Here is a 22,488-nt window from a genome sequence, read left to right on the forward strand (position 1 = left end):
TTACTATATTAAAGAAAGTCAACAAACTTATCCCTAAATTTCATATGCAATATTGAACCCACTGTCAATAACAGCAATGTGAAGACCCAGAAATATAATGTGTATTTAACATCCTCAAAAAACCAATGGCCGTTTAAAAAGCTGTTTCTAAAGCCATCTATTATATAAAAGAGCGGATTTAATTTAAGAATCGCCAATACATGCGGCCTGTTGGCCAGTGCGTGTGATACATCCCAAAAAATCGGGAGCAGGAAAAACAGCAGCCTTGTCCCGGCTTGAAGCAAAAATTGATAATCTCTCACCAAGACACTGATTGTCGAGTTAAGCAAACTGAATGAAAACATAAACGCAATCATACAGAACAAATAATAAAAATATTGCAGCCAATGCAACGTGGGAAAAAATCCACTTCCTATAAGTATAAAAATATAGATCAACGTCATCCCAAAGTAGCTGAATAAGTTGGAAGCAATAACAACGGCAGGCAGAGAGCTAACCGGAAAATTCATTTTTGATACTAAATTAATTCTTCGGAAAACACTGTTTGATCCGTCAAGAATTGTCGGGCTGATAAAAAACCATGGGATGATGCCGGCAAGCATCCAAATAATAAACGGATAGTGGTCGATATCTGCCCTGGTGCCTTTTATACCAGTTCCAAAAACAAACCAATAAGCTAAAATCTGTATTAACGGATTTAAAAACTGCCAAACAACCCCTAAATAATTCATTTGATACTTTGACTTTGTTTCATAAACCGCCAGCCGCATAATCAGCGGAAGCGAAGAAAATACTTCTTTAAGAACTTTTACCATAGCATTCATTCTAATCTTCCTTAGAGTTAAAGTTTTGTCTTTTTTTATAGCACCGCTCATTATTGTAACAGATCACGCGCTTTTTTTCACTTTTGACATCGACTCAAAATCGCATTTTCCAGTATATCCAGATTAAACCGATTCGAAAAATTTTTTTGTCAACCATTATCATCTTTCTATACAATTTGCTAATTCTTTTTAGCAATTGCTGTTTCACAATATCTACTATAATAATTAAAATGTTGAGGCGTTCGCCTCAACATTCGTTAACTCAAAACTTTATAGAAGGAATTCATAGCTGTTTTATTATATTCAATGTAATCAAAAGACTGTGAGCTATCTACAGGTTCGGTTCGTACTTTAACTAAGCCTTGTTCAAGTCCGGTAACGCTGTCTTCAACTAAAGTTCCGTATTTTCCGTTTTCTAATACCGTTCTATTCGCAACAATATCAGTCGCCAAAATTTTCATTCCTAGCGTCATCGCTTCTAGTAATACCATCGGCTGTCCTTCATAATGGGAAGACAGAACAAAGCAATCGCACATCTTCAAAAAGCCGAATGGATTGTCTAGCTGGCCAACTAGATATGCATGCTCTTCCAGATCCAAATCGATTATTAATTGTTGAAGATCTTTTCTTAAAGGGCCTTCGCCTAAAATATATAACTTACTGTTTGGATAAGTTTGAACATGTGTATGGAAAGCCTTGATAAGGTTATCCTGAGCCTTTTCTGGAGAGAGTCTCCCCATATTGACAAAATTGAAGTCGCTTTCTGATGGATAAGGAATTAAAGTTTTTCCAACCTTTAAACCAAGAGGTTCAACTTTCTCTAAAGCGTTGCGCTCTATCCACCCTAGCTCTCTATCATGATAAATAACTTTGCAATAAGTACCATGCTGCGTTGTTGCCTCTTCAACGACTTTTACTTCTTTATGATTGAATTTTTTATAATCCTCTATTATACTGCAACCTTTTACATCATATGGCTTGTTAAAAATAAATTCCGTGTCACCTAAATTGATTTGGGCCTCATATTCTACTTGCTTCTCCTCTATAACGACTGTCTCGTCTATAGTTTTAAAAGCATTACAGTCCAACCATCCGATGACTTTTTCATCTATTGAGAAAAGATAGTACGTGCCTTCTTTCGTTTTATGACTCTTTATGACTTTTGCAATTAAACCGTCGAACTCTTCAGCAGTCGATATTTTTTGGCAGCCATTATTGGGATACGCCTTAGACCAAATCATGTAGTCTTCTCCACTTGTTATCGTTGCTAACAAGTTCAACGTTTTTTCCTCTAATGTTCTGTTGTCCAGCCCTTGGATGATATCAGAATGTTTTTTGTAGTTTTTAAGTTTAATCTTATTTTTTTCCTTATTTATAATTGACTGCTGTTCATCCGCACATTCACTATCCAATTCATACTCTTTTACAATTTTCAATGCTGAACTGTCAATCCATCCTATCAAAACATCATTAATGTATATTCTGCTATAGAAAGAGTGCTGTGTTCTAACCTCTTTGTCTACCTCAACAATAATTCCTTTATATTCTTTGCTCGAACTTACTTTTTCAACATCTAAAACTTTGTATGGCTTATTCCAGATGTCGTTTCCTTTAGGGTGCTGAATAATCGCCAGTCTATTCACTTCTTTTTCAGTCAATATACTGTCCGGCAATATTTCAAGAGCACCTTCTTCCAGCCATCCGATGGTACTGCCGTTGATACTCAATTTATATAGTATTCTTCCGTCATTTGTATGGGCTTCTCTTAATATCAAGACTTCCTCATTTTCAAATTCCTTAGCTGGAGTGAGTCTGGTATTTGCCTTATCAATTAAGGTATTTACAACAAAGAAGCCATCGGCATTTACAATCTTTGCTCTTGCTTTAAACCTTTTATTATCCACGATGTCAACATGATTCTTGGATCCATTCTCATGGGGGTTCACCGACTTCGCAGAATCTGATTCAGTATGCTCAATCCCTAGAATTCTTTCGGGATTAATAGAGTTCATAATATAATCAAAATGATCCTCATCAGCATAAATGGATAGATTTTTTTTATTTAGTTCCATTGTTCCTTTTGAAACACTTACCAATTTGTCAAATTTGTTATAGATCGAGAATAGCCCTCTTAAATTGATTCTATGCGGGCGACGCCCGTTAACTAATCTCTCACTATCTGATAGAAGATCATTGTGCATATAGCAAATTTTCTTTTTTGCATCTGCGCAAACTAGGAACTTGGCCCAATATAAACTGTAACCACTAAAGTCAATGACATAATCAAATTTGGATTTTCCAAACAGTCTTTGGTGCTCTCTTACATAAGCATCATTTGGATATAGCTCTTTAAGTCTTCCCTTTGCACCCCTATTATGAATCAGTTTGTCTTTGTATACCTCTGATAATGTATAGACAGGCAAACCAGGTTTAAATATGAATCTGACATTTTTATTCACCTTGTCGATATTATTGAGCACTTCTTTCTGATGGGGTGTTGCCATAAAACAGCTCACATCATATTTTTCAAAATCGATGTTACTCATTAAGTTAATGAAAGAAGTCGTAATACCGTTATTCTTCATTCCGCCGGGGTATATGAGAATCTTTTCTTTTCCTTTATTCAGATCTTTTATCACATTTACTTGCCCGCTATTTTTGAAAATCTTATCAACAACTCTTTTTGTAACATTTCCGTCGTCATAATTTGTGAATTTCGCTTTGTTTTCTTGATATTTTTGTTCAAATTCCGAACTCACTTTATTTATATCTTCGATTGCCTCTGTTAGTTCCCTAACGTTATATAAAACCGGACCCGGAAGGTCTTCATTTTTTATATACTTTCCTCTTTGTTCGTTGTAATCATCTGCATCCCACATGTAAAACAAAATTGGTCGGTTGGTAACGAGAAAATCAAAAAATATGCTGGAATAATCTGTTATCAGTATATCAATAGTACTTAACAGCTGATTTGTATCCACAAAATCTGGAACAAGTTTTCCTTTAAGTTCTTCTGATTTGACAGCCGTACTATATAAGAAAGGATGAACTTTTATAAGAATATTATATTCAGTACCAATTTTGTCTTCCAGATAATTCATGTCTGCTACGATTTGAAATACATCATTTTTTACTTTTGAGACACTTGTCCCTTTCCAGGTTGGGGCGTATAAAATTGTTTTCTTTTCAGTCTCAATCTGTAAATCCAATTCCTTCAGAAACCTTTTGAAGTTTTCAGGAACTGTATTAAGTGTCAAATCAATTCTTGGATAGCCTTCTTCAATAATTTCGCCTGTGTACAACCCTTTTAGTTTATAACTGTTGACAAACATATTTGTAGTATGTTTATTGGGACTTAATAAATAATCTGTACTGATAAAATTCCTTACAACATTTTGCGAATGCGCGGGATTCCCCGGAATATCAAAACCCATGCTTTTGAGCGGTGTTCCATGCCATGTATTGATATACACTTGTTCTTTTTTACATGTGAAAAATGACTGAAAAGTGGAGTTGTTAATCAAATATTTTACTGAGGCTAAGTACTTTAAATATTGCGTTGAATTTCTTTTAACAAATTCAACATTCGGCATATCTTTATACTTCGAAATAACAGGTTCAAGTGCATTAAAATCTTCTACTGACCAAATATGCTTGTAATCCTTAAATTCCGGATTTTTTGTTAAGTATTTAAAAATCGCAAAAGGGCTGTCAGTAATGCTCTTTCCATCTCGGCTTTCGTATAATATTGTGTGATCAATAACATTCAGCTTTTCGTAAAATTTAGCATACTGATTATTTCTTCTATGATTTGTTTTCTTCAAATAGTTTTCGAGAGGATCTTTAATAAATTTGACTTTTCTTTTCAAAATTTTTTTATTCATTCGTTCTCGTATCTCCTTGCTCCTTCAATATTACAGAGGTATTCTTTATGTAACCTTCATGTCATTAAATTAAGCATTTACTGTAATTTTCACACCTTAAGCATTTATGTGCCCTCCAACCCTTATATTGATATATATATAAACGTCTCAGTATAGAGTGAAATTTGGATATGTTGATGATTGACAAGAAAAAAAGAAGTAACAAACATCACTTCTAATAAAAAACTCCAACTTTAAATTCAATGTAAACCTCATAGATAGTATTTCGCTATTTTGAAACCAGATTTTTTGACTATTGAAGATCTGTATGGTAGAACTTATAATAGCATAAGTTTGTTTAAAAGTTAAGACTATTTATTTTGTCAACAGTTATTCAATGGCTAACTGATCAGTTTAAGAAAGTTCCATCATTTTTTATTAACCTTTAGGTTGAAAGCCACTGTATTATACAGTGGCTTTTTTTATTACTTAAAAATCTTCTCTACTACTTTTTCAGACGATCTGCCCTCTTCCAAGTAGCAAAACCTCTGATAAAAAGGCTCAAATATATCAGCCAGGCGATAGCCGGGTGCTTCCGTTTCCCTGATCTTTTCGATGACGGCATCCGTCGTTTTGACGAGCGGGCCTGGAGCTTCTTTTTCAAAGTCAAAGTAGAAGCCGCGCAGCTTGTCGCGATACGTTTCAATGTCGGGAACAAAGAAAATCATCGGACGCTTCAAATTCGCAAAATCAAAGAAGACGGAAGAGTAGTCCGTGATCAGCAAATCAGACACCATGTAAAGCTCGCGGATGTCCTCATAGGATGAGAAATCGTATGCAAAACCTTGGTATGGCTCAAGGTCGAAGTTTTCGGCAACCAAGTAGTGCATCCTGAGCACGATCACATAGTCATCGCCAATTTCCTGTCTCATTTTCGCCAAATCCAAATCAAGGTCAAATTTGTATTTTCCTTTTTTATAAAACTGATCATCACGCCATGTCGGCGCATAAATGATCACTTTTTTGTCAGCCGGCAGCTTCATTTTCTCTTTTAATGAGCGAACCGTTTCGGCATTGTTGTCCGTGTGGAGAAAATCGTTTCTCGGATAGCCTGATTCGATCATCGTTTTATTGAATTGGAATGCACGGGCAAAGATTTCGGTAGAATATGCGTTCGGTGAGATCAAATAATCCCATTTTGATGCTTCCGTCGTGAAATTCTTTTTGTAATTTTCCGTGTTGGTGCCAGGCATATGCACTTCATCCATATCGACGGCAAGACGTTTCAGCGGTGTGCCGTGCCATGTTTGAAGATATGTGGTGTGCTTCGGCTTTGGAATCCATAAAGGCATGCGGCTGTTTACAACCCAATATTCGGCTCTTGCCATGGCAAACAGCCACTTCAGGGTAAACCTTTTGATGTAAGGAATGCCTTTTTCCTCAAAGATATCCGTGTAATCCGGATTTACGCTCCAATACATTTCGTAATCCGGTTTGTTCTCTGTCATATATTCGTAAATCGCGCGCGGATTACAGCTGTACTGTTTTCCGGCGAAGCTTTCAAAGATAACGGTCTTCTTTTTCACTGGTAATTTTCCGGCCAGTCTAAAGGAGAAATAATACGCTTTTTTCAAGCCGTTGCCTATCTTTTTCTTTAGCTTATTTTTTCTCCTGCGGAAAAAGGAAACAGTCCGGTTCTTTTTCCCAACAACGAAATAAACAGCCCTTGTTTTAAATGTATAATCATTCATTCTTAAGCGCATACATCTCTTTTTCTTTTGCGGGTAGACATGAAAACGCGCCGGGCCTTTTTCCGTTTCAATGACCGTAAACTGGCTATTTTGCGGGTTCGTTTTGTTTTTCAGCATTAGCGGTTTTGTTCTCTTGATAGCTTTTTCGCCCGTTTCAGGGTCTTCACCGATAAATTCGATGTGAAACTGGAACATGACAGGCATAGCGTTTTCTTCATAAAGCTTTTTGAGATTGATGTGTACCTTAAAGTTTGCTGTTTCATCATCCTCTAATGGGTATTCGAAAATTTTTTTCTCTTCGGCATCGCCGACCTCTTTTAGAATAAGGCATCTTTGCTTGGCAGTTACCTTTCCATCCTCATTTAGCAAAAAAGCGTATCCTGCAAGGGTGAGTTCTCCATCAGTGTTTAGATCGATATCAGTTATTTCAGCTATTGTTTTTTGGGGCAGAACTTTTAATGAGAGATTTCCTTTCTTGGTTGTATAGGGAAGGAAAAATACCTGCTTTTGCTCATCCCATTTCCAAGATAGTTCAATTGGCTGAAACTTCGTCTGTATTCTTTTCTTTAAAAGGTCAGCTTCCGCTTCACGGATTACTACGTAGAAGTCGATGCATCCTCTGTCTTCGACGTGTTTAGAAAGAGCAGTTAAATGAAGTTCTGCACGGTATATTGCTTTTTCTTTGTCTATCCTTTCACAAAAAGCCGGCAGCTCCGCTTTTGTTTTGCGGTTCACTGCCAACAGACTGATATTATCGGCGGATACTGAATGATCTAAAGAGAAATCGAGGAGAAGCTGCCAATCCTCAATTTTCAGGTTTACTAATTTGAATTCTATTGGAACTTCCTTAACCATAAAATAAGTCTACTCCTCTTTTTTCAAAATCATCGACAGATAATCTTCTGATTATTATACATAAGATGAACTGAATATTCATCCCGCATCAAACAGTTGTCAGGGATTACCTTAGGAGGGCATCCTCCGGCTCTTTTTGCAATGTCCATGAATAGTTGCCTTTTACGGTAATATAAGGTTCAACTTTATATTTTTCCACTAAGAAAGGAGAGGGCATCTCTGCTTGGTCAACAGACAGCCGTTTTAATATTGTAACTTGTTCACGGTTGCTGATAGCCAAATAAAAATCAATTGTTTTAGTGTTATTTGCTCTAATTGTTTTAACATGAAAATGTCGATTAAGATCAATATTAAATCCGTAGACATCTGACCTTGAAACGGGTTTCTCAGGAGAAGAAGCGCATATAACAACGGCATTGTTTCTTCTGTCAAGCCCGACAAGCTTTAAATTGTAGCCTTCATCAACCGGAACCTGAGCCTTGAATTCAATGATCAAATTTGATTCATCTATTTTATGCTCTCTCACAGAGAACGCTTGTTTGCTCGGGAAAGTCCCTTTTAATTCTTGTTTTTCTTTTTTGACCTCAATCATTTTTTGAAGCGCGTCAGACCAACGCTTCATATAATGTTTTGTCGTATACTTATCTGCTGTCTCAAATGCACACTTCGAAAATTTTTCATGAAGTTTTTCGTTTTTCATAAGCAAAACTATTTTTTCAGCAAGCTGTTCAATATTATACTTCTCGACGACGAAGCCGTTTGCATTATCCTTAACAAGGCTTCTTGCACCGTAGTCATAGTCGTAAGTAACAACAGGGCAACCGTTACCGAGAGCCTCCATATTAGAAAGGCCGAACCCTTCAAAATGAGATGTTGAAATTGTAAGCCACGCCTTTTGAAACTCGTTATCTGGGTTATTGGTATAACCTTTTAAAAAGACGTTTTTCTGCAAGTTGCATCTTTCAATTTCCGCTTTTATTTTATTTTCCGCTCCTCCTGAACCGAAAATTTCCAATCTGGCTTCAGGAATTTCATCTACAACAAGCTTAAAAGCTTTAATAGCATGAGTCAGATTTTTCGATTCAACTAATCTTGAAATGATCACCGCTTTATTCTTTTCACTTTGGATTTTTAAAACCTTTTTATCAAGCGATTTGTCCATTGTATGTGGAGTATAGAAGAATGTTCTATGCTCTCCGACTATCCTCTGGAAATCTTCTTTCTGCTCTTCAGTGATAAAAAACACTGCATCAAGATTATATAAATGACTAAATAATTCTCGGTAACGCGGCTTTACGTGAAGTGGATTATCTCCATAATGTTTGCTGTGTATAATTGCAGCGTAATAAGAGGAAGCTGCTTTCTTAACTCTAAATACATGTTTATCTTGCCGTCTACTATCAACCAGGAATAGCTTTGGGTGATCTGTCTCTAATTCAAGAACTTCAATCCAATGCCGCCGCAATTCTGATTCATCGGAAAACTTTAATACGCCATTTTCTGAATACCAGTTAATACTTTTCAGTTGAAGCTCGTTTTGACCTTCGAAAAACTCATAATGTTTATCCAGATAAACATAATTATTATCATTAATAAATTCCTGGCAGTACAAACGGCCGGTCTCTATATTAAAATAAGATACACGGCACAATAACCCTTGTCTTGTATACTCTTCTCTTTTAAATCGTTTTTTTTCATTATTCAAGTAATCTATACTACAAATTGATTTTCCATCTTCGTAAAAGTTAAAGTTAAGGTTGTTTTTTTGTTTGCGGAAAATTTTGCTGAATTTAGCAAAAAAACGATTTTTATTGTGATTTTTTATTTCGTTTAAGCTGGTTTTTTCAGAAAATAAGCGACCACTAGTATTTTTGCTAAGAAAGTCATTATACATATTTAAAATTCGAGTGAATTTCGGGTGGACTTTCTTATTTTCATAAAGCTGGTTTTTTTTAGTTGAAAACTCCTTGTCAAATCCAAATGTTAAAAAGGTTGTAGGCGTCTGAGATAATTTTCCAAACAACTTGGAACGTAGCAGTAGCGACTTTGTCAATCCTCCATAATCGTGAGGAAGATTTCCTGAAATAAAATAATAGGTCATATTAGGAATAGCTATTCCCTCATTCTTCAAGGGATCACTTTGTTTTTCGCCCAATTTTTTTCTCCCTTTCACTGTAAGCTGTCAATTCGAACTTCTCATTTTAATTCAACAAAAAGTACTTCTTAAAAAAAGATAAGAAGTACTTTTCGAAAGAATTATATAACTTACAGTGGCAAAATGCCAGAATTTATAGGCCGGCGATTTCCTCTTTGATTTTCGTCGTCGAAATCCCTTCAGTTCTTGGCAGGTAGACGACTTCACAGTGTTCTTTTAAGAAATCAAATTTTCCTTCCCAGTCATCCCCCATGACAAAAACGTCAATATCATGGTCGATGACATCCTGAACTTTCTGATCCCAGCTTTTTTCCGGGATGACTTCATCGACGTAACGGATGGTTTCCAGGATAAGTTTGCGGTGCTCATAGCTATGGTAAGCTTTTTTCTGTTTTTGAAGGTTGAATTCGTCCGTTGAAATCGCTACGACAAGATAATCGCCTAACTGTTTGGCGCGCTCCAATAATTTGATATGTCCCCAATGCAATAAATCAAACGTTCCGTATGTGATGACTTTCTTCATGTTAAATTACTCTCCTTCCTAATCTATAACTTCACAAACCACTATGATTAACTTTCAAAATTGCTCTATCCGAAAAACACGTATACTCTTCACTAAAAAATTTTTCCGCATGTCTTCACTGATCATTTATTATAGCACATTGCCTATTAAACGTTAAGCATTGTAAATAGCAAATGAAATTCCAAATTTTGTTTTAAGATTTATCTCTTTTCATCTGATTTCTGAAGACAGCGTAAAAAATCTTAATCTGTTGTAAAGTTATTGTTAAGCTTTTATGAATCATCTATGTTAAAATATACGTTAGACCAATGGGATTTTTGGGCTGACCCACTTTCCTAAGACATTCATTTCGTTTAAACATAAATTTGAACTTTTAAATCGGGAGGAGGAGTTGATGTTGCAAACGGAGCGTATTTATAACCTGTCATATGTAAACGCCGATTTATCCGGCTTTTTGCATCATCTTGAGAAATCATACATTAATCGACGGGTTGGGGCTTATATAGCCACCGTCAATCCTGAAATCGGATATGCAGCAGCAAAAGACAGCAGCTACTGCGACGTGTTGTCAGCAGCGGATTTTATTCTGCCCGACGGAATCGGCGTCGTGATGATGTCAAAGCTGACGAATAAGCGATTAAAATCAAGAATTGCAGGCTATGATGTGTTTATCAACCTGCTGAAGATCGCCAACGACAAAAAGAAAAGGATCTTTTTGTACGGCGCGAAGAAAGAGGTCAATCAAGCCGTCGTGGACCGTATCTCATCTGAATTCCCGGACATCACTATTGCCGGTTGTTCAGACGGCTATGCAAATGACAAAGAAGCGGTTGCTAAACGCATTGCGAAAGCCAAACCTGACATGGTGTTCGTAGCCCTTGGTTACCCGCATCAGGAAAGGTTTATTTATAAATATAAGCATCTGTTTCCAAAGGCCATTGCAATCGGGCTTGGTGGAAGCTTCGACGTTTTCAGCGGCACGGTAAAACGTGCGCCGAACTTGCTGATTCGTCTGAACCTTGAATGGCTGTACCGACTCGTGACAAATCCCTCAAGATGGAAGCGGATGCTGAATATCCCGAAATATGCTTTTACCGTTCTGAAAGAAGAAAGGGTTCAAAAACAGAGCTACTATCCTGAACAGGTAAAAGAGCGGTCAAAACAAATTGATGCATAGAAAGAGATTAGGTTGAATCATGAAGATACGTTCTTTGTTTGTCATGTTTTATTCGGGTGTTCTTTCGATGGTCAGCTTTATGCTGACATGGGTAAGACCCCGAAACAGAGCTGTTCTTCTCGTTTCCTTCCCGGATAACGCAAGAGCGCTCCTAAATGAATATAAGGAAATGGTCTGTCCGTTTGAACTGGAAATGCTTTATACACGGCATGCGGTTTCCCTTGCAAATGAATATCCGTCTGTGTCATCATGCTTCATCAATGAAAAAAATCCCTTTCATTTGATGCGGGCCGTTTATAGCATGTTCAAAAGCAAATGTGTCATTACGGATAATTATTTTTTGCTGACAAGTGTGCTTCGTAAACGGCCGCAGACAAAGTGCATCCAAGTTTGGCATGCGAACGGCGCGCTGAAGAAGTTCGGTCTTGAGGATATCGGAAATTGCCGCAGAACATCTGCAGATATCAAGAGGTTTAAAAAAGTATACGCCTCATTTGACTATATTACCGTCGGATCGGAAAAGATGGCGGACATTTTCAAGCGTTCATTCGGCGTTAAGGATGAGCGCATTTTGCGGACGGGAGTTCCCTTGACTGATCAATATTTTAAAGATGAGACGCGTCCTTATGAATCTTTGGACCAAAAAGTCATCCTTTATGCCCCGACATACAGAGACTATAATATGACGAGTGTGAAACTCCCTTTTTCAAAAGAGCAGCTATCTAAAGACTTAAAGGGAGAATTTTTGCTTTTGGTTAAGCTGCATCCTGCTGTCCGTGAGAATATCAGACTTGAAGAATATGAAGGTATGATAAAAGACGTTTCAGACCTTCCGTTAAAAGATCTGCTGCATGTAAGTGACGTGCTGATATCAGACTATTCCTCGATCCCTTTCGAGTACGCCCTGCTCGATAAACCGATGCTGTTTTACACCTATGATTTTGAAGAGTACGATAAAAAACGCGGTTTGATTGACGACTATGAAGCGGTGATCCCGGGGAAGGCCTGCCGCAACCGCGACATTCTTCTTAACGAATTAAAGAACATTCACCATACGTATGAAGAGGTTAAACGGTTTTCAAATGAGTGGAATGAGTATTCAAGTGGTGATTCCAGCAAGAAGCTGCTGAATTTTATTAATGAATTGTGCAGATAAGAATCAAACCGAAGTGTTTAGCATGCATTAAAAAACTGGCATATGAGTGTGCCAGTTTTTTGCGTTATTATATTTCTTCTTTATTCAAAAGGTTTTCTATAAAAGGAACAAGTTTAGTTTTAAGTTCAGGATCCTGCATAGCGAATTCAAGCGTCGTTTGAATAAAACCAAGCTTTTCACCGACGTCATACCGTCTGCCCTCAAAGTCATATGCAAAAACGCGCTGAATTTCATTTAATTTTTGAATCGCGTCCGTCAATTGAATTTCTCCGCCTGCTCCGACTTCCTGCTTTTCTAAATACATGAAGATTTCAGGAGTGAAGATATAGCGGCCCAGGATCGCCAAGTTGGAAGGGGCAGTTCCCGGTTTTGGTTTTTCAACAAAGTTCTTCACTTGGTAACGGCGTCCTTCTTTTGTGAGGGGATCGATGATTCCGTATCGGTGTGTTTCGTCTTCAGGCACCTGCTGAACACCGATGATGGAAGAAAGGGTTTTCTCATATTCATCCATGAGCTGGCGAAGCCCCGGCGTTTCAGCTTGAACAATGTCGTCCCCGAGCAAAACGGCGAAAGGCTCATTACCGATGAAGTTGCGCGCACACCATACGGCATGTCCGAGTCCTTTTGGCTCTTTTTGTCTAATATAATGAATGTCCGCCATATTGGATGCTTTTTGAACCTTTTCAAGTAGCTCTTTTTTTCCTTTTTCCTCAAGATTACGTTCCAGTTCCGGCGCGTGGTCAAAATGGTCTTCGATGGCGCGCTTTCCTTTACCGGTTACGATAATGATATCTTCAATACCGGAGTCGATTGCTTCCTCAACTATGTACTGGATTGTCGGTTTGTCGACAATGGGGAGTATCTCTTTTGGCATTGCTTTTGTTGCCGGCAAAAAGCGGGTTCCAAGACCTGCCGCAGGTATAATGGCTTTTCTTACTTTTCTCATTAATAAAGCACCTTCCTTAAAGTGGATGTGATCATACAATAAACTTTACCACAATTCGAGCATTTTCACACGTATCATAGAACAAAGCAGAGTATGTTTGTTTAGGAAAAAACGTTGATTAAATGGTTTATGTTGCACGGTACGGGCAAATTGCTTGATCAAGTGCTTGATGGATTTCATATTGGCCGATATACTTCAAATGCACTGACAAAACTTGACCAACTTTGTCCTGATCATGTTTTCGTACACGGCGATATGACAGGCCTGAAGGTGTAAAAACCGGAACGTTAAAGCTGGTCATAACGAATGAAGCTACTGAATGATTCTGACGAGTATCAAAGAATGTCAAAAGCCTCAAATCCATACGGTGACGGAAACGCATCTAAGCGCATCGTTGGCGAGATTCTTTATCGTTTTGGCTATCGGCCGGACAAGCCTCTTCCATTTTATGAACATTAAAAAACGAGCTCCGCATGCTATGTGCGGAGCTCGTTTTGTTAATTCTTAAGCGCAAGGCTTTCTTTTAATTCTTTTGAAATCGATTCACGGTCGCTTTCGTCGACCTTATAGTAATAGATTCCGTCAATTTTGGTTCCCTGGCCTTTAAGTTGATGTTGCACGACATTGTTTCGAGCTGATTTGTAGTTTGACTGAATATCCCACATATTGTCAAACGTAAGGTTTGTTTTCACGTTGTCTTCGATGACCTGGAACATATCGCTGAATTTCGTTACGGAAGAGATATTGGCCCCTTTTTTGATGATGCCTTCAATGACTTGACGTTGACGTTCCTGCCTTCCGAAATCTCCTCTTGGATCCTTTTTTCTCATCCGGGTGTAAGCAAGCGCTTCTTCCCCGTTCAACGTGATTTCGCCTTTGCTGAATGAATGCCCGTCATAATTGAAAGCAAATGTGCTGTTCACCGTAATTCCACCAAGCGTATCAACAATATTCCTGAAGCTTTCCATATTCACTTTCACAAAGTAATCTACAGGCACGTCCAAAAAGTTTTCAACCGTATCAACGGTCATTTGGGTACCACCGAAGGCGTAGGAGTGGTTAATTTTGTCCATCTTTCCTTTACCGATGATTTCGGTGTACGTATCACGCGGTATGCTTACCATTTCTGTTGTATTCGTTTTTGGATTCACCGTCATGTAGATGAGTGAATCAGCCCGTCCTTTATCGCCTTCCCTTTCATCAACTCCCATGATTAAGACTGCGATTGGTTCTTTGCTGTTAACATCCACCTGCTTGTCCCGTTTATCAGATTTTCCAATATCCTCATGAATGCTGGCGATGGTTGAAGCTGCCTTATTCCAAAGGTAGTAGGCATAGCCGCCGGTACATAAAACGAATAAGCCAATAATCGTTAAAATAATGAAAAGGACTTTTCTTTTCTTTTTTCTTTTTTCAGCTCTCATCATTTTCCTCACTTTATAGTTTTTATCATCTGATTTGATTATAAATTTTAAAAATAATAGAAACAACTAATTTTTTTCATATCTCTAGTTTTAATATTACAAGTAAATTAAATAGCACTTAAGAATGTTACAAAGAGGCGCTTCCTTCTATAAAATTATAAATGTTTGTCGATAAAAAACAAGAGGTGATGAAAAATGAAAAAACTTGCGGCATTTATGTTCTTTATGCTTCTTCTGGCCGGATGCGGTACTGCCGAACAGGCAAAACAAGGCGAGCAAACCGACCAGGTTCAAACGGAGGACGGTACGTTCGTTGGACAGGCAGACACTCATACGATTGAGGTGAAGATAAACAACGAGCCTGTCAGCTTAAATATTGCCGGTGACTATGAAGGTGACATTGACAAATTAACAGACGGACAAAAAGTAAAAGTGACTTACAAAAAGACCGAGAAAGGACAACTTGAATTAAAGAAAATCGAAAGCGAGAAATAATTTAAGTTTGTCAATGAAGAGAGACTTTTTGGGGTCTTGAAGAAAACGAAGCAAGCAATGCTGTTGACATTTTTCATGATGTTGTTGATCACGCCTTCCGTTTCTTTCGCTGTGAATTCCATATCCGTTAAGCTGACCAACTATGTCATAAGCCTAGCATGGATATTACAAAGTGGGCTGTCAACACATTATGATATCAGCGGCAAGAAAATTTATACCGTGGAGTCTGGGTATACGTCAAACCAATCAATATCAACATTCCTTTCGAGGACTAGCTGGCTGTTAAAAGCGCAGGCTGTAGCGGCTCGTACATATTCGGTCAGGAAAATTGGGAAAACGGTTGTGAATACAACGGTGTTTCAAGTTTACGGCAGATACAGTTGTCTTCAAACTCTTGTAAGGTCGTGAATTAAACGAAAGGAAAGTACTGAAATATAGTGGAAGCCTGATCATAGCGGTATATTCTTCAAGCTATGGGGGGTTACACTGAAGCGAGCGATGAGGTGTGGAGCTTTAAAGTCCCTTATCTCATTGCCAAAAAAGTGAACCCGCAAAGCGAGAGCCGGATCGGGGAATTCATAAGTTCTATTATAAAATTCTATTATTCGAGAACGACTTTAACGATCTATTAAATTAAAATTCAAATCGGAAACAGGAGGCAGCCTCGTCTCTTGTTTTCCTTTTTATTGCCGAATGATTTGAAATATTTGGAGGGGAAGATATTGCGATCTTTATTAAAGGTCCTAACATTTAGTTTTTTAGGACTTATCCTTTTTATACCTTCTGCTCTTGCAGACAACACAGCAACCAGAATTGCAGGAAAAAACCGATACGATACAGCGGTGCAAGCGTCAAAAAAAGGCTGGTCAACCGCCGGCACTGCAGTCATTGTAGGCGGAGGAGCTTATGCGGATGCTATTTCTGCGGCGCCGTTTGCCTATCAAAAAAATGCACCGCTTTTATTGACAAATGCAAATAATCTGTCAAGCGAGACAAAATCTCGTTTAAAAGAATTAAAGACAAAAACCGTTTATATCATTGGTGGGACATCTACCGTATCTAATACAGTAGAAAATCAAATTAAAAGTCTTGGAATCACCGTCAAAAGAATTGTTGGGAAAAACCGGTATGATACGGCAGCAAAAGTGGCAAAATCCATGCCAAGCACTTCAAAAGCGATTGTCGCAAATGGCTTTTTGCATGCTGAACCGGTAGCCATCATACCTTATGCGGCTAAAAATGGCTATCCGATCTTGTTTACAAATAACAGTACACTTAATAGTTATACAGCTGATGCGCTCAAAAGCAAAGGGATTAAACAGACATATGTTATCGGAGGAAATGGCAGTATAAACAGCACATTATATAAAAGACTCCCATCGCCGATCAGAATCGGAGGAGTAAACCGATACGACATTTCTGTGAATATTGCAAAAAAGCTTACTCTAAATACAAGCAATACTTACGTTAGCAATGGGTATTCTTATGCTGACTCTATTGCAGGAGCAGTTCTTGCCGCGAAACAAAATAAAGCGATCATCCTGACAAACGGGGAAAATTTATCAAAAGAGCCGAGAGCTTTTATCGGCAATAAAAATATCAAAAACTTCTCTGTTATTGGGGGAACTTCTTCTGTCACCTCAAAGGTTGTGAACCAACTTAAAAATCCGGCTGTCGGTAAAACGATCTTTATCGATCCGGGGCACGGGGATCAGGATCCTGGTGCAATCGGCAACGGCCTGCAGGAAAAGGACGTCAACCTGGATATCGCCAAACGGCTGAACAGCAAGTTGAACAGTGCAGGCGCTATTCCGGTAATGTCACGGTCAAACGATACGTTCTATTCGCTTGAAGAACGGGTGAAAAAAGGTGCCAATGCGAATGCCGATCTGTTCATCAGCATTCATGCCAATTCATATACATCTTCATCACAAGGCACTGAAACGTATTATGACAAAACCTATCAAAGCGCCAACAGCCAGCGGCTTGCTGAATTAGTTCAGCCGAGGATCGTCAGCGCATTCGGAACAAGAGACAGAGGCGTGAAAACAGCAGGGTTCTATGTGATTAAGTACTCGAAAATGCCGAGCGTTTTAATAGAAACCGCCTTTATCACGAATTCGTCTGACGCAAGCAAATTAAAAACCGTTACACTAAAGGATAAAGCAGCAAAAGGAATCAATGATGCTGTTTCAGCATACTATAGATAAAAGGGGGCTTGCGAGTCCTTTATGTGAAAAAAGAAGCCGAACTTCGGCTTCTTTTTTTATAAATTGAAATATAGTATGATTATTCCATTAATTCAACAAAAAGGAGCGGACGGTGATTAATGTTTAAAGAAAAATAAACAAACTTACCGAAAAATCACACAATTAATACTCTTTAACAAGCCCTTTACAATGGGTTTACGTTCATATGCTACACTGACGCAGAGATCACAAAGAAGAACCAAACCAATCGTGAGGTGTATGTCAGTGAGTATGGACAAAAGCTTAAGAATGTATAATGAATACTCAAGCCAGCATATCTATTCTTGTGCTCTATCTGAAAAAGCAGTCCGGTATTTGAATATAAAACGGGCAATGGATATCGTCCTATCACTCATCGGTCTCGCCATTACACTGCCGGTGATTCTGTTATTCTGTATTTTGATTTCTATAGAGACTCCTGGATCGCCTTTTTACCGCCAAGAACGCGTTGGAAAAGACGGGAAGCACTTTAAGCTGATTAAATTGCGCTCTATGAGAATCGATGCCGAAAAATCCGGTGCGAAATGGGCGCAGAAGGATGATCCGCGCATCACTGCAGTCGGGTCTTTTATAAGAAGAACAAGAATCGATGAACTTCCGCAGTTGATCAATGTGCTGGCCGGAGATATGAGCCTTGTGGGGCCGAGGCCTGAAAGACCGATGTTTACCGCTCAGTTTCACCACGAAATTCCGGGATTTAAAAACCGTTTAATCGTTAAGCCGGGTTTAACGGGACTTGCGCAGGTGAACGGAGGCTATGATATCAGTCCGAAAGAAAAGTTGGTGCACGATCTGTATTACATTCGGAATTTAACGTTTCTGCTCGATTTGAAGGTTATGCTGAAAACGATTAAAGTAGTATTGACTGGCGAAGGAGCCAGATAATACGAGGAAGTTAGGAATATGCTATGTCTACCATTACGAAACAAATATTAAGCGGTGCAAAATGGACAAGTGTTTCAACATTGATCGTCACGGTCATTCAAATTATACAGTTTGCACTGCTCGGCAATATCATGACAATTGCCGAATTCGGTTTGGTCGGAATGCTGACCACCGTAACGATTTTTACACAAATTGTACTCGATATGGGATTCGGGGCCGCTTTAATTCAAAAGGAGAACATCAGTGAACGCCAATTATCGACCTTGTATTGGCTGAATATCCTAACGGGCATCCTTTTGTTTATCGGCCTCTTTTTCCTGAGTCCGTTCATCGCAGACTTTTATCAACGGGACGAACTGGTTTTCCTAGTGCGGATTTTGGCTGTCATGTTTTTAATCGCCCCGGTCGGCCAGCAGTATCAATATATGCTGCAAAAAGATCTGAAGTTTAATGTGCTGAGCAAAATAGAAGCGGGAGTCACCGTTTTGTCATTTGTGCTCCTGCTCGTTTTGGTTTTTCTGATGGATCCGATTGTGGCCTATGCCTTGTCACAAGTTTTTCTTAATTCGGTTAAAGGCATCATGTTTTTTGTTGTATATTTAAAAAAATGGCGTCCTTCTTTCGTTTTTGCATTAGGGGAAGTGAAAGAATTTTTCTCTTTCGGTGCTTTTCAGCTTGCTTCCAGGCTTGTAAACAGACTTGGCGCCAATATCGATATGATTTTAATCGGGCGTTTTCTCGGTGCGGAAGCATTGGGAATCTATAACCTGGCGTATCAGATTATTACGATTCCCGTATTAAAAATCAATCCGATCGTGACGCGGGTAGCGTTTCCTGTCTTCTCAAAGAATCAAGGGGACAACCAAACGTTGCGCGAAGGCTTTTTAAATATGACAAAGCTTCTCGCGCTGATTTCATTTCCGCTTCTGATCGGACTGACGACTGTTTCAGATTTATTTGTTGAAGTCGTCTTCGGAGAAAAATGGCTGCAGGCCGTACCGGTTCTGAACATCCTCGCGATTGTCGGGCTGCTCAGGGTTCTGATGAATCCGAACGGATCGGTTTTGCTGGCGAAGGGGAGAGCAGACCTGGCATTTTATTGGGACAGCGGAGTCATGCTCCTTTATGGGCTGTCTCTTTATGCGGCGGTATTAACGAATGATTTGACGATTACCGCCTGGACCTATGCAGCGATCAGCCTGATCAATTTCTTTATCGGCAGATGGCTGCTCAAATATGTCATCCAGCTGAAGCTGGGCGAATATTTCAAAACCGTTGGAAAACCGCTGGCCTTGACACTGCTCATGGCATTGCTGGCTCTTGTCTTGAGCGTCGGCAGCAGACATCTGCTTCACGGCGCCATGCTTCAGCTGGCAGTTTCCGTCGGGATCAGCGGAATTTTTTACAGTTTTCTGGTCAGCAAGTTTTATCGGCGGGCTATGAGGGCCCAATTAGGAAGATGACAGCAGAAAGGGCGTTTCATCATTGAAGGTTCTTTGGATTACCAGCGTTTATCCAAGCAGTCAAAAACCGGGAGAAGGCGTTTTTCATGAAACACAGGCTCAGGCGCTACAGATGCAGGGCGTTGATGTGACGGTCATATGTCCATTGCCTGTGAACCCTGCTCCCCTCAGGCTGCTGAAAAAAAAATACCGCCAAGTACGAACAGTCCCGGAATATGAAGAAAGAAAAGGCATCCCGGTCTACAGACCGCCGTATACGGCTCTGCCTGGACAGCTAAAATGGGCTCAACCGCATCGCCGGATCGCCAAGTCCGTATTGAGAACGATCGAGAAGCACGGGCTTGCGCCGGATCTTATCCATGCCCATTTCGCGATGCCATCCGGGGGTGCCACTGCCGTTGTTTCACAGAAGCTGAAGGTTCCTTATGTTCTGACTTTGCACGGAAGCGATGTCAATATTTATCCCCATTACAGCAAAGGCGCTTTTCGAGCATTTGAAACAGCTGTGCACTCCGCAGCAAAAGTTTTGGCTGTCAGTGATGCACTGAAAGCCAAAACAAAAGAAATGACCGGTGCTGAAAGCACGGTGCTTCCTATTGGCGTCAACCTGGACCGGTTTCAAAAACCCTCCGCTTCAGCACTTGAATTGAGGGAAAAATTCGGCTTGCCGAAAGACAAAAAATTGCTGACGTTCGTCGGCCGCTTGGTGAAAGGAAAGGGAGTTGCCGAGCTTGCAGAAGCAGTCAGGCAGCTTGATGACAGCTACAGAGCTGTATTCATCGGCGACGGACCGGAGAAGCAGCACATCCGTCAAACCGCCGGCGAAAAAGCGATATTGACGGGGCAAGTCGCAAACCATGAGATATCAGAATATCTGGCTGCATCAGATCTGTTTGTGCTCCCTTCGTATTCTGAAGGGATGCCGACGGTTGTCATTGAAGCGCTCGCCCTCAAGGTTCCGGTGCTTTGTACGGCGGTCGGAGGGGTTCCGTCTTTATTTGGAAAGTACGAGCATCTGCTGATCAAACCGCGCTCTGTCTCCAATATAATAAAAGCAGTTAAGGTATATATGGAGGAGGGAGAATGGAGGGAAGACATCGCTGAGGAGCTGTATCAAACCGTGTGCAAGGATTATGATGCAAGTAAAAATGCTAAAGCATTAAAAGAGAAGTATGAAAATTTATGGCGTCGGGAAAAAAATTAAATCTGTACGAGAAATCTAGAATAAAATCTAAGAAAAGCTTTGTTTAAAGCAGCAACATTGCGTCCATGATGAAAAATATAAAAGAAGAGAGACGCCTGGTTTTTATTAAGATAGAAATAAAAATCATCGCCTAATAAAGCTATTGGATTGAAGGGTTAGCTTAAGGAAGGGGAATGATGATATTGAAAAGAATCGCTGTTATTGGAACAGGATATGTTGGGCTGGTATCTGGAACTTGCTTTGCTGAGGTTGGAAATTCGGTTGTCTGTTGTGATATAGATGCCGAAAAAATTAGGAGTCTCTCTGCCGGTATTATGCCAATTTATGAGCGCGGACTGCAAGAGCTTGTGGATAAAAATGTGAGTGATAACCGTTTGTTCTTTTCAACTGACATTCCCAAGGCGATAAAAGATTCGGAAATTATCTATATAGCAGTCGGGACACCGATGTCAGAAAACGGAGAGGCAGACCTGAAATACGTAAAAGAAGTTGCTGAAACGATTGGAAAATATTTAAACGGATATAAAGTCATTGTTAACAAAAGTACTGTTCCGGTTGGGACAGGAAAGCTTGTCCAATCCATTATCGAGCAGCATACCAATGGCAAACATCCGTTTGATGTCGTTTCAAATCCTGAGTTTCTTCGTGAAGGAACAGCTATTTACGATACGATGAATATGGAAAGAGCCGTCATCGGTGCGACAAGCGAAAAGGCTGCTGCGATTATTGAAGAGCTCCATAAGCCTTTTCAAACGAAAATTGTCAAGTCTAACCTTGAAAGTGCAGAAATGATTAAATACGCTGCAAATGCATTTTTAGCTACAAAGATCTCGTTCATTAATGATATCGCAAATATTTGCGAAAGGGTCGGAGCTGATGTATCAAAGGTGTCTGAAGGTGTTGGACTGGATAGCAGAATCGGCAATAAATTTTTAAAAGCCGGAATCGGTTTCGGCGGCTCTTGCTTCCCTAAAGATACAATGGCTTTACTGCAAATCGCGAAATCAGTCGGCTATCCTTTCAAAATGATTGAAGCCGTCATTGAGACGAATCAAAAGCAGCGCGCCCACATTGTGCAAAAGCTCCTTGATGTGTTCGGCGATTTAAACGGCATGACCATTTCGGTTCTTGGGCTGGCATTCAAGCCAAATACAAATGATATGCGCTCGGCGCCGTCTCTGGATGTCATTCCGATGCTGAGAAGCCTCGGTGCTCATATTAAAGCATACGATCCAATTGCAATTCCGGAGGCAGAACGCTTATTGGGAGATCAGGCCAAATACAGCAACGATTTGTATGATACTGTAAAAGATACTGATGCTTGCCTCATTTTGACAGATTGGCCACAGGTTAAACAAATGGATTTTAAGAAATTGAAAACATATTTAAACCGTCCTGTTCTAATTGATGGACGTAACTTGTTTAAACTTGAAGATATGAGAAGAGAAGGATTTATTTATCATTCAATTGGCCGCCCTGGAGTACAGGGAGAGAAAAGCTTAACAAAAGTATAAAACG

General features: G+C 39.5%; 15 protein-coding genes and 2 pseudogenes. 10 read left to right on the plus strand and 7 right to left on the minus strand.

Annotated elements, in window-relative coordinates; translation table 11 throughout:
- Window positions 1-8: 8 nt before the first annotated feature.
- The 5 genes from H2R00_RS17795 to tagD all read right to left on the minus strand — a co-directional run bounded on the left by H2R00_RS17795 (window position 9) and on the right by tagD (window position 9,971).
- Window positions 9-824: an ABC transporter permease gene (locus H2R00_RS17795; RefSeq protein ID WP_182071108.1), complete on the minus strand. Its 816-nt coding sequence runs from the start codon at window positions 822-824 to the stop codon at window positions 9-11.
- A gap of 257 nt (window positions 825-1,081) precedes the next feature.
- Complete coding sequence (locus H2R00_RS17800; protein ID WP_182069968.1) at window positions 1,082-4,708, minus strand: CDP-glycerol glycerophosphotransferase family protein; 3,627 nt, start codon at window positions 4,706-4,708, stop codon at window positions 1,082-1,084.
- A gap of 464 nt (window positions 4,709-5,172) precedes the next feature.
- A complete protein-coding gene (locus H2R00_RS17805; RefSeq protein ID WP_182069969.1) occupies window positions 5,173-7,293 on the minus strand; it encodes a CDP-glycerol glycerophosphotransferase family protein in 2,121 nt (706 codons plus the stop codon).
- 106 nt (window positions 7,294-7,399) lie between these two features.
- Window positions 7,400-9,448, minus strand: coding sequence for an alpha-glucosyltransferase N-terminal domain-containing protein (locus H2R00_RS17810; RefSeq protein ID WP_412056319.1), 2,049 nt, complete (start codon window positions 9,446-9,448; stop codon window positions 7,400-7,402).
- Between the two features lie 133 nt (window positions 9,449-9,581).
- The gene (tagD, locus tag H2R00_RS17815; protein ID WP_023857183.1) at window positions 9,582-9,971 is read right to left on the minus strand and encodes a glycerol-3-phosphate cytidylyltransferase; all 390 of its coding nucleotides are present in this window, start codon (window positions 9,969-9,971) and stop codon (window positions 9,582-9,584) included.
- A gap of 397 nt (window positions 9,972-10,368) precedes the next feature.
- Here tagD and H2R00_RS17820 point away from each other — a divergent pair, with 397 nt between their 5' ends.
- On the plus strand, window positions 10,369-11,148 hold the full coding sequence (locus tag H2R00_RS17820) for a WecB/TagA/CpsF family glycosyltransferase (RefSeq protein ID WP_182071110.1): 780 nt from the start codon (window positions 10,369-10,371) through the stop codon (window positions 11,146-11,148).
- Between the two features lie 19 nt (window positions 11,149-11,167).
- The gene (locus H2R00_RS17825; protein WP_182069970.1) at window positions 11,168-12,304 is read left to right on the plus strand and encodes a CDP-glycerol glycerophosphotransferase family protein; all 1,137 of its coding nucleotides are present in this window, start codon (window positions 11,168-11,170) and stop codon (window positions 12,302-12,304) included.
- A gap of 67 nt (window positions 12,305-12,371) precedes the next feature.
- Here H2R00_RS17825 and galU read toward each other — a convergent pair whose 3' ends face one another.
- Window positions 12,372-13,250, minus strand: coding sequence for a UTP--glucose-1-phosphate uridylyltransferase GalU (gene galU, locus H2R00_RS17830; protein WP_182069971.1), 879 nt, complete (start codon window positions 13,248-13,250; stop codon window positions 12,372-12,374).
- 257 nt (window positions 13,251-13,507) lie between these two features.
- Here galU and H2R00_RS17835 point away from each other — a divergent pair.
- Window positions 13,508-13,709 (plus strand): annotated as a pseudogene (locus H2R00_RS17835) (UDP-N-acetylglucosamine 2-epimerase (non-hydrolyzing)); the annotation flags it as partial.
- A gap of 38 nt (window positions 13,710-13,747) precedes the next feature.
- On the opposite strand, the gene tagU reads toward H2R00_RS17835, so the two are convergent.
- Window positions 13,748-14,674, minus strand: coding sequence for a polyisoprenyl-teichoic acid--peptidoglycan teichoic acid transferase TagU (gene tagU / locus H2R00_RS17840; RefSeq protein ID WP_182071111.1), 927 nt, complete (start codon window positions 14,672-14,674; stop codon window positions 13,748-13,750).
- Window positions 14,675-14,869: 195 nt separating this feature from the next.
- On the opposite strand from tagU, the gene H2R00_RS17845 reads away from it, so the two are divergent.
- The 7 genes and pseudogenes from H2R00_RS17845 to tuaD all read left to right on the plus strand — a co-directional run bounded on the left by H2R00_RS17845 (window position 14,870) and on the right by tuaD (window position 22,484).
- Window positions 14,870-15,169: an acidic lipoprotein LytA gene (locus tag H2R00_RS17845; RefSeq protein WP_182069973.1), complete on the plus strand. Its 300-nt coding sequence runs from the start codon at window positions 14,870-14,872 to the stop codon at window positions 15,167-15,169.
- Window positions 15,170-15,402: 233 nt separating this feature from the next.
- Window positions 15,403-15,711 (plus strand): annotated as a pseudogene (locus H2R00_RS21320) (SpoIID/LytB domain-containing protein); the annotation flags it as partial.
- 180 nt (window positions 15,712-15,891) lie between these two features.
- On the plus strand, window positions 15,892-17,379 hold the full coding sequence (locus H2R00_RS17855) for an N-acetylmuramoyl-L-alanine amidase (protein ID WP_182069974.1): 1,488 nt from the start codon (window positions 15,892-15,894) through the stop codon (window positions 17,377-17,379).
- Between the two features lie 270 nt (window positions 17,380-17,649).
- Entirely contained in the window at window positions 17,650-18,303 is a 654-nt protein-coding gene (locus H2R00_RS17860; protein WP_411809869.1) for a sugar transferase, read from the plus strand.
- A 23-nt stretch (window positions 18,304-18,326) separates the two neighbouring features.
- Entirely contained in the window at window positions 18,327-19,766 is a 1,440-nt protein-coding gene (tuaB, locus tag H2R00_RS17865) for a teichuronic acid biosynthesis protein TuaB (protein WP_182069976.1), read from the plus strand.
- A 22-nt stretch (window positions 19,767-19,788) separates the two neighbouring features.
- Entirely contained in the window at window positions 19,789-20,970 is a 1,182-nt protein-coding gene (gene tuaC, locus H2R00_RS17870) for a teichuronic acid biosynthesis protein TuaC (protein ID WP_182069977.1), read from the plus strand.
- A 182-nt stretch (window positions 20,971-21,152) separates the two neighbouring features.
- On the plus strand, window positions 21,153-22,484 hold the full coding sequence (tuaD, locus tag H2R00_RS17875; RefSeq protein ID WP_182071112.1) for a UDP-glucose 6-dehydrogenase TuaD: 1,332 nt from the start codon (window positions 21,153-21,155) through the stop codon (window positions 22,482-22,484).
- The last annotated feature ends 4 nt before the right edge of the window (window positions 22,485-22,488 follow it).

The organism is Bacillus haynesii (assembly GCF_014042035.1).
In the GTDB taxonomy this organism is placed as follows: Bacteria; Bacillota; Bacilli; order Bacillales; family Bacillaceae; genus Bacillus; species Bacillus haynesii.